This is a genomic window from Chitinimonas koreensis, from assembly GCF_014353015.1.
GTDB lineage: Bacteria > Pseudomonadota > Gammaproteobacteria > Burkholderiales > Chitinimonadaceae > Chitinimonas > Chitinimonas koreensis.
Genome location: NZ_CP060704.1, coordinates 324,550 through 338,655 on the forward strand (window position 1 = coordinate 324,550; position 14,106 = coordinate 338,655).

Sequence of the window (14,106 nt, forward strand, 5' to 3'; positions counted from 1 at the left end):
ATTTTCGGCGCATCAAACCCGCATACGGCTTGGCCACACTCCGGCGGTCACATTCATCAAGGGGAGTGTCATGTTCAAGTCGTTGATGTGGAAGCTGGTCGCCATCGGCGTGCTGGCCCTGCTGCTGCTGATCCCGCTGGCCATGGTCGACGGCCTGGTCGGCGAGCGGCAGAACTACCGCCGCCAGGCCATCGCCTCGATCGCCGACGGCGTCGCCGGCAGCCAGACTCTGGCCGGGCCGGTCTGGGTGCTGCCCTACAAGCGCCGCTACCTGGAGCGCACCGAGCAGGGCGGCGAGCTGCGCGAGGTCTGGCGCGACGAGCAGGTGCGCCTGCTGCCCGACAAGCTGGCCGTCGGCGGCAAGCTGAGCACGCAGACGCGCCAGCGCGGCATCTACCGTACCCAGGTCTACCGCGCCGATCTCACCGTCGGTGGCAGCTTCGTGCTGCCGGCGCGCGCCGGCCTGCCGGCCGACGCAGACGTGCGCTGGGGCCAGCCCTACCTCAGCGTCGGCATCGCCGACGTGCGCGGCATCAAGCAGAGCCCGCGCACCAGCTGGGGGGCGCAGACCGCCGCCTTCGAGCCCGGCGCGCGGCTCAAGCCGCTCGGCGACGGCATCCATGCGCCGCTGCCGGCCTACGACGGCCAGGCCGCCAGCGTGCCGTTCAGCTTCGAGCTGGCGCTCGAGGGCATGGACGGCTTCGGTCTGATCCCGCTCGGCCGCGACAGCGAGGTCGGCCTGAGGTCGGACTGGCAGCACCCGAGCTTCGACGGCCGCTTCCTGCCCGACCGCCGCCAGGTCGACGCCAAGGGCTTCGTCGCCGGCTGGCGCACCAGCTGGTTTTCGACCAACCTGAACGAGCTGTTCGGCCGCTGCCAGGCCGGCGAATGCGACGGCTTCCGCGCCGCCGCGCTCGGCGTGCGGCTGATCGAGCCGGTCGACGTCTACCTGCAGACCGACCGCGCGGTGAAGTACGGCTTCCTGTTCGTCTTCCTCACCTTCTGCGCCTTCTTCCTCACCGAAGTGCTCAAGCGCGTCGCGATCCACCCGGTGCAGTACGGCCTGGTCGGCCTGTCGCTGGCGGTGTTCTTCCTGCTGCTGCTGTCCTTCGCCGAGCAATGGGCCTTCGCCCCGGCCTACGCGCTGGCGGCCGGCGCCTGCGTACTGCAGAACGGCATCTACGCCGGCCATGCGCTCGGCGGCCACTGGCGCGGCCTCGGCTTCGCCGCGCTGCTGGCGGCGCTGTACGGACTGCTCTACCTGCTGCTGCGCTCGGAAGACCATGCGCTGCTGCTCGGTTCGCTGCTGCTGTTCGGCGTGCTGACCGCGGTGATGATGCTGACGCGCAAGCTCGACTGGTACGCGGTGGCCCGGCCGCAGGCCGAGGAGCGCGCATGAGCTTCCTCCTGTTCTCCGCCGGCCTGCTCGGCTTCGGCCTCGGGCTGCCGCTGCTGCTGGGCTACTGCGGCGCGCGCGGGCTCGACGCCTGGCTCCTGCGCCAGAGCGGGCACTATGCCGGCCTGATGCGCGGCCGGCTGCGGGCCGCCGCCGCCTGCGCCCTGCTGCCGATGGCGGCCGGCAGCGCGGTGATGGCGCTGTGGTGGCCGGGCCTGGACGATGCATGGGTGCTGGCCGGCCTCGCCGTGGCCTGGGGCGGCCTGGTCCTGTTCGCGCTCGGACTGCGGCTGCTGTGGCGGGTGCGGCTGCTGCACGCCGCCGCCGGCCGGCGCTGGCAGAAGCCGGCATTGGCGGTGCTGCTGCTGATGTGCGCCAACCTGCCGCTCGCGGCGAGCTATGCCGTGCTGGCCGAGCGGCACATGGCGCTGCACGCCTATCCGGCGGACTGAACCCGCCGCGCGGCGCCCCTCGGCGCCGCCCCGGTACGGCCTACTCGTAGCGATCCCAGTCCTCGCGCGCCGCATCATTGCCTACACTGGCAGCGTCGGGGGGCGGCCGCGATGGTCGCGGCCGGCCCGGCGGGGAGAAGGACGCATGGCAACCGATCTGCGGGCGATCCGGGTGGCAGCCTGCTATCTGCTGCTCGGCATCGGCTGGATCCTGTTTTCCGACCAGTTGCTGATGGCGCTGGTCGCCGACCTGGAGACCTTCGCCCGGATCGGCCGCTACAAGGGGCTGTGCTTCGTCGCCCTCACCACCGTGCTGATCTACGGCCTGCTGCGCCATGCGCCGCCGCCGCGCCCCGTCCCGGCCGGCAGCCCCTGGCCGCTGCTGGCGCTCTTCGTCGCGCTGGCGCTGGCCATCGTGGCGGTCGGCGCGAACCAGGTGCGCGAAGCCCGGGCCAGCCGCCAGGCCGCCAGCATGGCCGATCTGCGCGCGGTCTCGCGGCTCAAGCGGCAGGAGGTGGCCGACTGGCTGGCGGTGCGCGCGCGCGAGACGGCCAGCCTGCGCGACAGCATCGACCTGCCGCATGGCTGGCCCGGCGGGCCGGCGGCGGCCGTGTCGGCGCGGCTGCAGGCGCTGGGCCGGACCTTCGGCGCCAAAGGGATCTGGCTGGTGGACGCGGACGGCCGCGTGCTGGCCGGCCAGGCCGGCGACGAGCCGCCGGCCGATGCCGGCTGGCGCGACCTGCTGCGGCAGGCCGGCAGCGGCGGGATGCCGCATTCGGGCCTGTTCAAGCATGCGCAGCGCTGGCACATCGATTTCGCGGTGGCGCTGACGCCGGCAGCCGGCGGCCCGCCGGTGTTCGCGGTGGTCCGCTTCGACCCGGCCGATTCGCTGTTCGCCCACTTCGGCGACTGGCCGTTGCCGAGCACCAGCGCCGAGGTGCTGTTGTTCCGCCGCGCCGGCGACCAGGTGCTGGTGCTCAACCCGGTCCGCTACCGGCGGGCCGATGCGGGCGCCGGCTTCACCCTGTCGCTTGCGGCGCCGGAGCTGCTGTCGGCGCGGGCGCTGCGGGGCGAGATCGCGCTCGGCGAGCCGGTCGAGGGCATCGACTACCGTGGCCGGCCCTCGGTCGGCGTGGCGCAGCAGGTACCGGGCACCCACTGGTTCCTGCTGGCCAAGATGGACCGCAGCGAGCTGTTCGCCGGCAGCGAACGCGACATCGGCCGGCTGGTCGGCAGCTACCTGCTGGTGCTGCTGCTGGCCGGGGCTGCCGCCGCCTATCTCTACCAGCGCCGCGGCCTGGCCCAGGCCGCCTTGCTGCGGCAGGCGCAGGCCGAACGACTGCGCACGCTGCAGCTGATCGACGCCATCGCCGCCGCCTCCAGCGACGCCATCTTCGCCAAGGACCGCGAGGGCCGCTACATCCTGGCCAACGCCGCCACCTGCCGGGCGCTGGGCCTCGGCGAGTCGCAGATCGTCGGCCACCTCGACGAGGAGCTGTTCCCGCCCGAGTATGCGGCCGCCTTCGTGGCCGACGACCGCGCCGTCATGGCGTCCGGCCAGTCGCGCACCTACGAGGAGGCCGTGTCGACGCCGGCCGGCGTGCGCACCTACATGACCACCAAGGGGCCGCTGTGCGACCCGGACGGCACGGTCCGCGGCATCTATGCCATCACCCGCGACATCACCGAACGCAAAGAGGCCGAGGCCCAGCTGGCGCAGGCGGCGATGGTGGTGAGCAGTACCCAGGACGGCGTGATGGTGACCGATGCGCGTGGCCGCATCCTGCACGTCAACCAGGCCTTCAGCGTCATCACCGGCTACCGCGAGGACGAAATACGCGGCCAGACCGCGCGGGTGCTGCATTCCGGCCGGCAGACCGAGGCCGACTACGCGGCGATGTGGCAGACGCTGATCGCCACCGGCAGCTGGCAGGGCGAGATCTGGAACCGCCGCAAGAACGGCGAGATCTTCCCGAATGGCTCAGCATCAACGCCGTCCGCGATGCCGACGGCCAGGCCGCCCACTACGTCGGCGTATTCACCGACATCAGCCGGCTCAAGCGCAGCGAGGCCGAGCTGGCCCGACTGGCCGAGTACGATCCGCTGACCGACCTGCCCAATCGGCGGCAGGTCAACCTGCGGCTGCAAGGCGCGCTGCAGCGCTGCCAGCGCCACGGCAGCCGGCTGGCGGTGCTCTATCTCGATCTCGACCATTTCAAGAATATCAACGACAGCCTGGGCCACCACGCCGGCGACGAGCTGCTGCTGGGGGTGGCGGCCCGGCTGCGGGCCCGGCTGCGCGAAGAGGATCTGTTCGGCCGGCTCGGCGGCGACGAATTCCTGGTGCTGCTGGAAGGGCTGGAGCAGCCCGAGCGGGCGGCCGTGGTGGCGCGCGACCTGCTGGCGGCGCTGACCGCGCCCTTCCTCCTGGACGGCCGCCACGAGGTCTACGCCACCGGCAGCATCGGCATCAGCATCTACCCGGAGGACGGCTGCGAGGACGGCGAGCTGCTGCGCAATGCCGACACCGCCATGTACCGGGCCAAGGCGCAGGGCCGCAACCAGTTCTGCTTCTACACCGGTGAGATGAATGCCGAGGCGCAGGCCCGGCTGGCGCTGGAGGCGGCCATGCGCCACGCGCTGGAGCGCGGGGAATTCCAGCTTTACTACCAGCCCAAGGTCGAGGCCGGCAGCGGCCGCATCGCGGGTGCCGAAGCCCTGCTGCGCTGGCTGCCGCACGAAGGCGGCGCGGTTCCGCCGGCGACCTTCATCCCGCTGGCCGAGCAATGCGGGCTGATCGGCGAGATCGGCCGCTGGGTGATCGACCGCGCCTGCGCCGACCTGTCCGGCTGGCGTGCGCAGGGGCTGCCGGTCGTGCCGGTGGCGGTCAACGTGTCGGCTCGCCAGTTCATGTCCGGCGAGGTGGAGACGGTGGTCGCCGAGGCCCTGGCGCGCCATGGCGTCACGGCCGACCAGATCGAGCTGGAGCTGACCGAGAGCGTGCTGATGGAACGGCCGGAGGCGGCGGCCGCGACGCTGCGCGCGCTGAAGGCGGCCGGGCTGCGGCTGGCGCTCGACGATTTCGGCACCGGCTACTCCAGCCTGTCCTACCTGATGCGCTTCCCGATGGACGTGTTGAAGATCGACCAGACCTTCGTGCGCGAACTGGTGCAGCGGCCCGGCGCCGCCATGCTGGCGGGCGCGGTGATCGGGCTGGCGCACCGGATGGGCATGGAGGTGGTGGCCGAGGGCGTGGAGACGCGCGAGCAGCTCGACTTCCTGCGCGAACAGGGCTGCGAGCTGATCCAGGGCTATTACTTCAGCCGGCCGCTGCCGGCCGACGACTTCGCCGTGCTGCTGCGCGACGGGCTGCCCGCCTTGCCGGCGGTCGAGCCGACCGGCTGCTACAGCACGTAGCGGGCCAGATCCTCCGATTGCGCCAGCGCGCCGAGCCGGCCGTCGACGAAGGCGGCGTCGATGGCGACGCGGCCGGCGCGGGCGTCGTAGGCGACGTCTTCGAGCAGCCGTTCCATCACGGTATAGAGCCGCCGCGCGCCGATGTTCTCGGTTTTTTCGTTGACCTGGTGGGCCACCTCGGCCAGCCGGCGGATGCCGTCGGCGGCGAATTCGAGCTCGACGCCCTCGGTCGCCAGCAGCGCCTGGTACTGGCGCGTCAAGCAGGCGTCGGTGCCGGTCAGGATCTGCTCGAAATCGGCCACCGACAGCGAATCGAGCTCGACCCGGATCGGGAAGCGGCCCTGCAGCTCGGGGATCAGGTCGCTCGGCTTGGCCAGGTGGAAGGCGCCCGAGGCGATGAACAGGATGTGGTCGGTCTTCACCATGCCGTACTTGGTCGACACCGTGGTGCCCTCGACCAGCGGCAGCAGGTCGCGCTGCACGCCCTGGCGCGACACCTCGGCGCCGCTGCCCTCGGCCCGGCTGGTGACCTTGTCGATCTCGTCGATGAAGACGATGCCGTTCTGCTCGACCGCCGCCAGCGCCTCGGCCTTGAGGTCGTCCTGGTTCACCAGCCGGCCGGCCTCCTCCTCGACCAGCAGCTTCATCGCCTCGGCCACCTTGAGCTTCTTGTGCTTGCGCTTCTGCTGCTGCATGCCCTGGAACATGCTCTGGATCTGGCTGGTCAGCTCCTCCATGCCGGGCGGCGCGAAGATCTCGGCGCTCGGCTGGCCGTCGGCCACCTCGATCTCGATCTCCTTGTCGTCGAACTTGCCCTCGCGCAGCATCTTGCGGAATTTCTGCCGCGTCTCGCCGTGCTCGGGCGCGGCCGGCTCCACCGTGCCGAAGGGGCGCGGCGAGGGCGGCAGCAGCGCGTCGAGCACGCGTTCCTCGGCGGCGTCCTCGGCCAGCGTGCGCACGCGCTTCACCGCCAGGTCGCGGGTCTGCTTGAGCGCCATCTCGACCAGGTCGCGCACGATGCTGTCGACGTCGCGGCCGACGTAGCCGACCTCGGTGAACTTGGTCGCCTCGACCTTGATGAAGGGCGCGTTGGACAGCCGCGCCAGCCGGCGGGCGATCTCGGTCTTGCCGACGCCGGTCGGGCCGATCATCAGGATGTTCTTCGGCGTGATCTCGTGCCGCAGCGGCTCGGCCACCTGCTGGCGCCGCCAGCGGTTGCGCAGCGCGACGGCCACCGCGCGCTTGGCGCGATCCTGGCCGACGATGTGCTTGTCGAGTTCGTGGACGATTTCCTGGGGGTCATTTCGGTGGTCATGGCGTGTTCGGTGAGGAGGGAGGGGTGAGGAGTGAGGTGTAACCCCATCCCCCTCCCAGCCTCCCCCTTGAAGGGGAGGAGCGGGGCAGCGCCGTATCCATGCTCGGCGATCGTCGTTTCCGTCGCTGCACACCCCCTCCCCTTCAAGGGGAGGGCTGGGGTGGGGATGGGGTTACCCCTCACTCCTCACACTTCACGCCTCACAGCCTTTCGATCACATGATTGTGATTGGTATAGATGCAGATCTCGCCGGCGATCTCGAGCGCCTTCTTGACCACTACGTCGGCCGGCAGTTCGGTGTTCTCGAACAGCGCCTTGGCGGCGGCTTGGGCGAAGGCGCCGCCGGAGCCGATCGCGGCGATGCCCTGCTCGGGCTCGAGCACGTCGCCGTTGCCGGTGATGACCAGGGTGGCGCTCTTGTCGGCCACGATCAGCATCGCCTCGAGCCGGCGCAGCATGCGGTCGGTGCGCCAGTCCTTGGCCAGCTCGACCGCGCTGCGCAACAGGTGGCCCTGGTGCTTCTCGAGCTTGGCCTCGAAGCGTTCGAACAGGGTGAAGGCGTCGGCGGTGCCGCCGGCGAAGCCGACCAGCACACGGTCGTGGTAGAGCTTGCGCACCTTGCGCGCGGTGGCCTTGATCACTACGTTGCCGAGCGTGACCTGGCCGTCGCCGCCGAGCGCGACCGAGTCGCCGCGCCGCACCGAGACGATGGTGGTGCCGTCGAATTGCTGCATGGAAGGACTATCCGTTGGGTTGGGCGATAGTCCGGTAGATGGGGGCCGGCGCGCAATTGCAACAGCCGGCCCTGAACGAAGCGCCTTGAGCGGCGGCTGCGACAAACTCAGCCGCCCGGGCCCTTGGTGGTGACGCTGCGTGCTTGCCGCGCCTTGTCGATGACGTCCTGCGCCTCAGCCTTGCGCACGTCGCCGCTGCCGCGACGCGGGATCGAACTGCCGGTCACGTATTCGGGTTCTTCGCGCGCTTCCTCCTGGTTTTGCTCCAGCTGGCTCGAGGTCGCGCATCCTGCCGCTGCGAGGGCTGCGCCCAGCATCAGCATCCACATCTTGTACCGCATGCCTGACTCCTAAGATTTCCGGGATGATTTCGGCCGTCCTGGCCCGGCGGGGCACCGTGGTTCACGGCACTGCCAGCAGCCGGCGACCGCTTCGAGTCGGCTTCCGTTGCAGGCCGGCCGCGATCGGCGGGGCTGCCCAAATGCAACAGGCCCGAACCGAGCGGTCCGGGCCTGTCCTTGGGGGAAACCGTGCCTCAGCGTATCACAGCCCGGCGTCGGCCCGCAGCGCCTGCGCCTTGTCGGTCGCTTCCCAGCTGAACTCCGGCTCCTCGCGGCCGAAGTGGCCGTAGGCGGCGGTCTTGGAGTAGATCGGGCGCAACAGGTCCAGCGTCTGCACGATGCCCTTGGGGCGCAGGTCGAAGTGGCGCTTGATCAGTTCGACGATGGCCTCGTTGCTGATCCGGCCGGTATCCCAGGTGTCCACCATGATCGACACCGGCTGGGCGATGCCGATCGCGTAGGCGACCTGCACCTGGCATTGGCGGGCGATGCCGGCGGCCACGATGTTCTTGGCGATGTAGCGGCCCATGTAGGCGGCCGAGCGGTCGACCTTGGACGGATCCTTGCCGCTGAACGCGCCGCCGCCGTGCGGGCAGGCGCCGCCGTAGGTGTCGACGATGATCTTGCGGCCGGTCAGGCCCGAGTCGCCCTGCGGGCCGCCGATGACGAAGCGGCCGGTCGGGTTGATGAAGTACTTGATCTCGCCCTGCACCAGCTCGGCCGGCAGCACCGGCTTGACGATCTCCTCGATCACCGCCTCGCGGATGGTGTCGTAGGCCACGTCCGGGTGGTGCTGGGTCGACAGCACGATGGTGTCGATCGCCACCGGGCGGCCGGTCTCGGCGTCGTAGCGCAGCGTGACCTGGCTCTTGGCGTCCGGCCGCAGCCACGGCAGGCGGCCGTCCTTGCGCAGCTCGCTCTGGCGCTGCACCAGCCGGTGCGACAGGTAGATCGCGGCCGGCATCAGCGTCGGCGTCTCGTCGCAGGCGTAGCCGAACATCAGGCCCTGGTCGCCGGCGCCCTGGTCGAGGTCCAGGCCCTGGCCTTCGTTGACGCCCTGGGCGATGTCGGGCGACTGCTTGTCGTAGGCCACCAGCACCGCGCAGCCCTTGTAGTCGAAGCCGAGTTCCGAATTGTCGTAGCCGATCCTGCGGATCGTCTCGCGCGCGACCTGGATGTAGTCGACGTTGGCGTGGGTGGTGATCTCGCCGGCCAGCACGCACAGGCCGGTGTTGACCAGGGTCTCCGCCGCGACGCGCGCATGCTTGTCCTGCGCCAGGATGGCGTCGAGGATGGCATCGGACACCTGGTCGGCGACCTTGTCGGGATGGCCTTCCGAGACCGATTCGGAGGTGAACAGAAACTCGCGCATGGATATTTCCTCTTGTCGCTGCGCCGCATGCGGGGCGGCTGGATGGCTAAACCCGCTAAAATGCGCGGATTTACTGATTGATTCGTAGACCTGGATGCTGACTTTACTACTGAAGTTCCTGGCGCGCTGGCCGCTCTGGCTGCTGCACGGCCTGGGCGCGGCGCTGGGCTGGCTGGGCTACTGGCTGGACGGGGGCTATCGACGTCGGCTGGCTGAGAACCTGCGCGCCAGCGGGCTGGCCGCGGCCGGGCGCGATTATAACCACTTGCTACATCGAAGTATCGTCCACCACGGCAAGGGGCATTAGAGCTGCTCGCCGCCTGGGGCCGGCCCGGCGACGCGGTGGCCGCGCTGGTGCGCCGCTGCGAGGGCTGGCAGCACGTCGAGGCCGCGCTGGCCGCGCACAAGCCGATCATCTTCGTCACGCCCCACCTCGGCGGCTTCGACGTGGCCGGCCGCTACGTCAGCAGCCGGCTGCCCTACCCGCTGACCGCGATGTACCGGCCGCCCAAGCTCGGCTGGCTCGAGCCGCTGATGCAGGCCGGCCGCGTGCGCGACAACGGCCGCACCGCGCCGGCCACCGCCGCCGGCGTGCGGGTGCTGATGAAGGCGCTCAAGGGCGGCGAGGCCACCGTGATCCTGCCCGACCAGGCGCCCGGCGCCGGCGAGGGCGTCTGGGCCGACTTCTTCGGCCGGCCGGCCTACACCATGACGCTGCTGCCGCGGCTGGCGGCCGCCACCGGCGCGGTGGTGCTGTTCTTCTTCGCCGAGCGGCTGCCCTGGGCCGCGGCTTCGCGCTGCGCGTGTACCCGCTGCAGGGCAGCTTCGGCGGCGACCGCGAAAGCGACGCGGCGACGCTGAACCGCAACGTCGAAGCGCTGGTCCGCCTGGCGCCCGAGCAGTACCTGTGGAGCTACAACCGCTACAAGCAGCCGGCCGGTGCGCCGGCGCCGGGAGCCGCCGCATGACCGCCCGTCTCGTCGCCGGCCTCCTGTGGCTGATCCACTGGCTGCCGTTCCGCGCGGTGGCTGCGCTCGGTTCGATCCTGGGCTGGCTGCTCTACCGGCTGGCCGGCTCGCGCCGCCGCATCGGCCAGACCAATCTGCGGCTGTGCTTCCCCGCCATGGCCGAGGCCGAGCGCGAGCGCATCCTGCGCCGGCATTTCGTCGAGATCAGCCGCATGCTGCTCGAGTACGGCTACTGCTGGTTTTCGTCGCGCGAGCGGCTGAAGCGGCTGATGCGCATCGAGGGCCTGGAGCACCTGCGCGCCCTCGACGGCCGGCCGGTGATCCTGTGCATGCCGCACTTCACCGGGCTGGATCTGGCCGGCCTGCGCGTTTCGCTCGAGACGCCGGTGGTCAGCATCTATTCCAAGCAGAAGGACGCCGGCCTCGATGCCTACGTCGAGCACAAGCGGCTGCGCTTCGACACCGGCATCGTGCTGTCGCGCCAGGCCGGCATCCGCCCGGCGCTGAAGGCGCTGCGGCAGGGCTACCGCTTCTACTACCTGCCCGACCAGGACTTCGGCGCGCGCGATTCGGTGTTCGCGCCCTTCTTCGGCGTGCCGGCCGCCACCATCACCGGCCTGTCGCGCCTGGCCAAGGCGGCCGACGCGGTGGCGCTGCCGTGCTATCCGCGCCGCGAGGCCGACGGCTACACGCTGGTGATCGAGCCGCCGCTGGCCGATTTCCCCAGCGACGACGTGGTGGCCGACGCGGCGCGCATGAACGCGGTGATCGAGGCGCAGGTGCTCGAACAGCCGGCGCAGTATTTCTGGCTGCACAAGCGCTTCAAGACGCGGCCGGAGGGCGAGGCGGGGTTCTACTAGGGCGCCGCCGCCGGCAGCGGGCGCGCTTCATGCAGATCGGGTTTCATATCCGACAGCGCCGCATGCAAAGACCGCTGGCGGGTATGAAACCCGACCTACCCCGATCGATGCGCTTTATGCCCGTCTGCACTGGCCATCACGGGCACGGGCGCCAAATGAAAAGGCCCGCTTGCCAGCGGGCCTTTTTGATTTGCAGCGACCGGCGCGCAACGGATCAGAAGCTGAACCGCTCCGGCTGCGGCACGTTCTGCAGCGGCGCCACCACGGTCTCGAACAGCTTGGTCGCGCTCACCGCGCCGGCCTTCTTCTCGAACAGCGTGGCGCTCATCACCGGCTCCTCGCCGACGATGGCGAACAGGCGGCCGCCTTCGGCCAGCTGCTCGAACAGGAAGTCCGGCGTGGTCGGGTAGGAGCCGGCCGCCACGATCACGTCGTAGGGCGCGTGCTTGCTCCAGCCGCGCGCGGCGTCGCCGGTCTCGACCGTCACGTTGTCGATGCCGGCGGCGGCCAGCTTGCCGCGCGCCTGCTCGGCCAGCGCGGCGTCGATCTCCACCGAGTAGACGTGCTTGGCGAGCTTGCCGAGCAGCGCGGCCAGGTAGCCGGCGCCGGTGCCGATCTCGAGCACGCGTTCGCTGCCTGTCAGGCCGACTTCCTGCACGGCGCGCGCTTCGAGCTTGGGTTGCCACATGCGCGAACCGTTGCCCAGCGGGATTTCCATGTCGATCAGCGCCAGCTCGCGGTGCGCGGCCGGCACGAAGTCCTCGCGCTTCACCTCGGACAGCAGGCTCAGCACGGTCAGGTCGAGCACGTCCCAGGGGCGGATCTGCTGCTCGACCATCAGATAGCGGGCGTTTTCCCAATCCATCGCGGATATTCCTCTCAAACCAGAACGCCGCTCAGGGGCGGCGTTCGTCAAATCAGGGGCTGTGGGGCGACAATTAAATCCTTGTAATTATTCCATAGTTGCCTTAGCTTCGCAGGACTTCCGGCCGCCCTTTCCTCGCGGCGGCCGTACAAGACGCTAGGGGTTCCGCGGCTGTCGCCGTGGATGAGAAAGACCCTCAGCACCTGATCCGGTTAACACCGGCGTAGGGAAGCGTCGCACGGCAGCGCCCGTACCCCGCCTTCTCTCCGCCGTTCATGGAGTTCTTCCCGATGAACGCGCCCAACAACAAGTTCCTCTCCCAGACCGCCCACGTCGACGAAGCGTCGGTGCAGCCCTTCCCGGCTTCGCGCAAGGTCTACGTCGAAGGCAGCCGGCCCGACCTGCGCGTGCCGATGCGCGAGATCACCCAGACCGACACGCCGACCAGCTTCGGCGGCGAGAAGAACCCGCCGATCTACGTCTACGACACCAGCGGCCCGTACACCGACCCGGCGGTGCAGATCGACATCCGCAAGGGCCTCGCCCCGCTGCGCGCCGGCTGGATCGCCGAGCGCAACGACACCGAGCTGCTGGCCGGCATGAGCAGCGACTACGGCCGCGAGCGCGAGGCCGACCACGGCCTCGACCACCTTCGCTTCGAGCTGACCCGCAAGCCGCTGCGCGCCCGCGCCGGCGCCAACGTCACCCAGATGCACTACGCGCGCCGCGGCATCATTACGCCGGAGATGGAATACATCGCCATCCGCGAGGACCTCAAGCGCAAGGAATACATCGAGTCGCTGCGGCAGGCGGGCGGCAAGCTGGCCGACCGGATGGTCGAGCTGCTGACCCGCCAGCATCCGGGCCAGGGCTTCGGCGCCGCGATCCCGCAGGAGATCACGCCCGAGTTCGTGCGGCAGGAAGTGGCCCGCGGCCGCGCCATCATCCCGGCCAACATCAACCATCCCGAGAGCGAGCCGATGATCATCGGCCGCAACTTCCTGGTGAAGATCAACGGCAACATCGGCAACTCGGCCGTCACCTCGAGCATCGAGGAAGAGGTCGCCAAGATGACCTGGGGCACCCGCTGGGGCGCCGACACCATCATGGATCTGTCGACCGGCAAGAACATCCACGAGACGCGCGAGTGGATCATCCGCAACAGCCCGGTGCCGATCGGCACGGTGCCGATCTACCAGGCGCTGGAAAAGGTCGACGGCCGCGCCGAGGAGCTGACCTGGGCGCTGTTCCGCGACACGCTGATCGAGCAGGCCGAGCAGGGCGTCGACTACTTCACCATCCACGCCGGCGTGCTGCTGCGCTACGTGCCGATGACGGCCAAGCGCATGACCGGCATCGTCAGCCGCGGCGGCTCGATCATGGCCAAGTGGTGTCTGGCGCACCATCGCGAGAATTTCCTCTACACCCACTTCGAGGAAATCTGCGAAATCATGAAGGCCTACGACGTCAGCTTCAGCCTCGGCGACGGCCTGCGCCCCGGCAGCGGCTGGGATGCCAACGACGACGCGCAGCTGGGCGAACTGAAGACGCTGGGCGAGCTGACCCAGATCGCCTGGAAGCACGACGTGCAGACCATGATCGAAGGCCCCGGCCACGTGCCGATGCAGCTGATCAAGGAGAACATGGACCTGCAGCTGGAGTGGTGCGACGAGGCGCCGTTCTACACGCTGGGCCCGCTGACCACCGACATCGCGCCGGGCTACGACCACATCACCAGCGCGATCGGCGCGGCCCAGATCGGCTGGTACGGCACCGCGATGCTGTGCTACGTGACGCCGAAGGAGCACCTGGGCCTGCCCGACAAGGACGACGTCAAGGAAGGCATCATGGCCTACAAGATCGCGGCCCACGCCGCCGACCTGGCCAAGGGCCACCCGGGCGCGCAGATCCGCGACAACGCCCTGTCGAAGGCGCGCTTCGAATTCCGCTGGGAAGACCAGTTCAACCTCGGCCTCGACCCCGACCGCGCCCGCGAGTACCACGACGAGACGCTGCCGCAGCAGGGCGCCAAGGTGGCGCACTTCTGCTCGATGTGCGGGCCGCATTTCTGCTCGATGAAGATCACCCAGGATGTGCGCGACTTCGCCGAGAAGCAGGGGATTGCCGAGGAGGAGGCTTTGCGCAAGGGGATGGAAGTGAAGTCCATTGAATTCGTGAAGCAGGGGCGCAGGTCTATCACAAGGCCTGACGGCGCCGCACCGCGTGGACAAAGGCCGCATTGCGGCCTTTGTGCTTTTCCGCTCCCGGTGAATCCGGGTCGCTCGTCTGTTCAATGCTGGCCGGCCCGGCTAGGCTGCGCCACCTTCTGCCGCAGGTTCCGGTCATGTCTCGCCGTACTCTCGTCCTCCTCGCGTTCGTCCTGCTC

General features: G+C 69.7%; 13 protein-coding genes, 1 pseudogene and 1 riboswitch. Of the genes and pseudogenes, 9 read left to right on the forward strand and 5 right to left on the reverse strand.

Features of this window, described 5'->3' with window-relative positions; genetic code table 11:
- Positions 1–70 precede the first annotated feature (70 nt).
- From creD to H9L41_RS01345, 4 genes are all read left to right on the forward strand, one after another.
- Positions 71–1,399 (forward strand): cell envelope integrity protein CreD, encoded by a 1,329-nt coding sequence (gene creD, locus H9L41_RS01330; protein WP_028445766.1) that lies wholly within the window; start codon positions 71–73, stop codon positions 1,397–1,399.
- A complete protein-coding gene (locus tag H9L41_RS01335; protein WP_028445767.1) occupies positions 1,396–1,848 on the forward strand; it encodes a hypothetical protein in 453 nt (150 codons plus the stop codon). The genes creD and H9L41_RS01335 overlap by 4 nt, the downstream gene beginning before the upstream one ends.
- 145 nt (positions 1,849–1,993) lie before the next feature.
- Entirely contained in the window at positions 1,994–3,955 is a 1,962-nt protein-coding gene (locus H9L41_RS01340) for a PAS domain-containing protein (RefSeq protein WP_265583914.1), read from the forward strand.
- A gap of 29 nt (positions 3,956–3,984) precedes the next feature.
- Entirely contained in the window at positions 3,985–5,265 is a 1,281-nt protein-coding gene (locus tag H9L41_RS01345) for a putative bifunctional diguanylate cyclase/phosphodiesterase (RefSeq protein WP_265584082.1), read from the forward strand.
- On the opposite strand, the gene hslU is transcribed toward H9L41_RS01345, so the two are convergent.
- From hslU to metK, 4 genes are all read right to left on the reverse strand, one after another.
- Positions 5,253–6,554, reverse strand: a complete 1,302-nt coding sequence (hslU, locus tag H9L41_RS01350; protein ID WP_265584083.1) for an ATP-dependent protease ATPase subunit HslU — start codon at positions 6,552–6,554, stop codon at positions 5,253–5,255. The two genes, H9L41_RS01345 and hslU, sit on opposite strands and share 13 nt — an antisense overlap.
- A gap of 226 nt (positions 6,555–6,780) precedes the next feature.
- Positions 6,781–7,314: an ATP-dependent protease subunit HslV gene (hslV, locus tag H9L41_RS01355; protein WP_028445769.1), complete on the reverse strand. Its 534-nt coding sequence runs from the start codon at positions 7,312–7,314 to the stop codon at positions 6,781–6,783.
- Between the two features lie 107 nt (positions 7,315–7,421).
- Complete coding sequence (locus tag H9L41_RS01360) at positions 7,422–7,655, reverse strand: hypothetical protein (protein WP_028445770.1); 234 nt, start codon at positions 7,653–7,655, stop codon at positions 7,422–7,424.
- A 202-nt stretch (positions 7,656–7,857) separates the two neighbouring features.
- A complete protein-coding gene (gene metK, locus H9L41_RS01365; protein WP_028445771.1) occupies positions 7,858–9,027 on the reverse strand; it encodes a methionine adenosyltransferase in 1,170 nt (389 codons plus the stop codon).
- A 94-nt stretch (positions 9,028–9,121) separates the two neighbouring features.
- Here metK and H9L41_RS24260 point away from each other — a divergent pair, with 94 nt between their 5' ends.
- From H9L41_RS24260 to H9L41_RS01375, 4 genes are read left to right on the forward strand one after another with little or no spacing between them, the layout of a single operon-like run.
- The gene (locus H9L41_RS24260; protein ID WP_265583915.1) at positions 9,122–9,334 is read left to right on the forward strand and encodes a lysophospholipid acyltransferase family protein; all 213 of its coding nucleotides are present in this window, start codon (positions 9,122–9,124) and stop codon (positions 9,332–9,334) included.
- A 35-nt stretch (positions 9,335–9,369) separates the two neighbouring features.
- Positions 9,370–9,888 (forward strand): LpxL/LpxP family acyltransferase, encoded by a 519-nt coding sequence (locus H9L41_RS24265; RefSeq protein ID WP_265583916.1) that lies wholly within the window; start codon positions 9,370–9,372, stop codon positions 9,886–9,888.
- Positions 9,831–9,995 (forward strand): hypothetical protein, encoded by a 165-nt coding sequence (locus H9L41_RS24270; RefSeq protein ID WP_265583917.1) that lies wholly within the window; start codon positions 9,831–9,833, stop codon positions 9,993–9,995. The genes H9L41_RS24265 and H9L41_RS24270 overlap by 58 nt, the downstream gene beginning before the upstream one ends.
- Positions 9,992–10,855, forward strand: coding sequence for a lysophospholipid acyltransferase family protein (locus H9L41_RS01375; protein ID WP_028445773.1), 864 nt, complete (start codon positions 9,992–9,994; stop codon positions 10,853–10,855). Before H9L41_RS24270 ends, H9L41_RS01375 begins: the two co-directional genes overlap by 4 nt.
- A 214-nt stretch (positions 10,856–11,069) precedes the next feature.
- Here H9L41_RS01375 and H9L41_RS01380 read toward each other — a convergent pair whose 3' ends face one another.
- Positions 11,070–11,720, reverse strand: coding sequence for a protein-L-isoaspartate O-methyltransferase family protein (locus H9L41_RS01380; protein WP_028445774.1), 651 nt, complete (start codon positions 11,718–11,720; stop codon positions 11,070–11,072).
- A gap of 148 nt (positions 11,721–11,868) precedes the next feature.
- A riboswitch (TPP riboswitch) is annotated at positions 11,869–11,967 on the forward strand.
- A gap of 43 nt (positions 11,968–12,010) precedes the next feature.
- Here H9L41_RS01380 and thiC point away from each other — a divergent pair.
- Positions 12,011–13,906, forward strand: a pseudogene (thiC, locus tag H9L41_RS01385) (phosphomethylpyrimidine synthase ThiC); the annotation flags it as partial.
- Positions 13,907–14,106 lie beyond the last annotated feature (200 nt).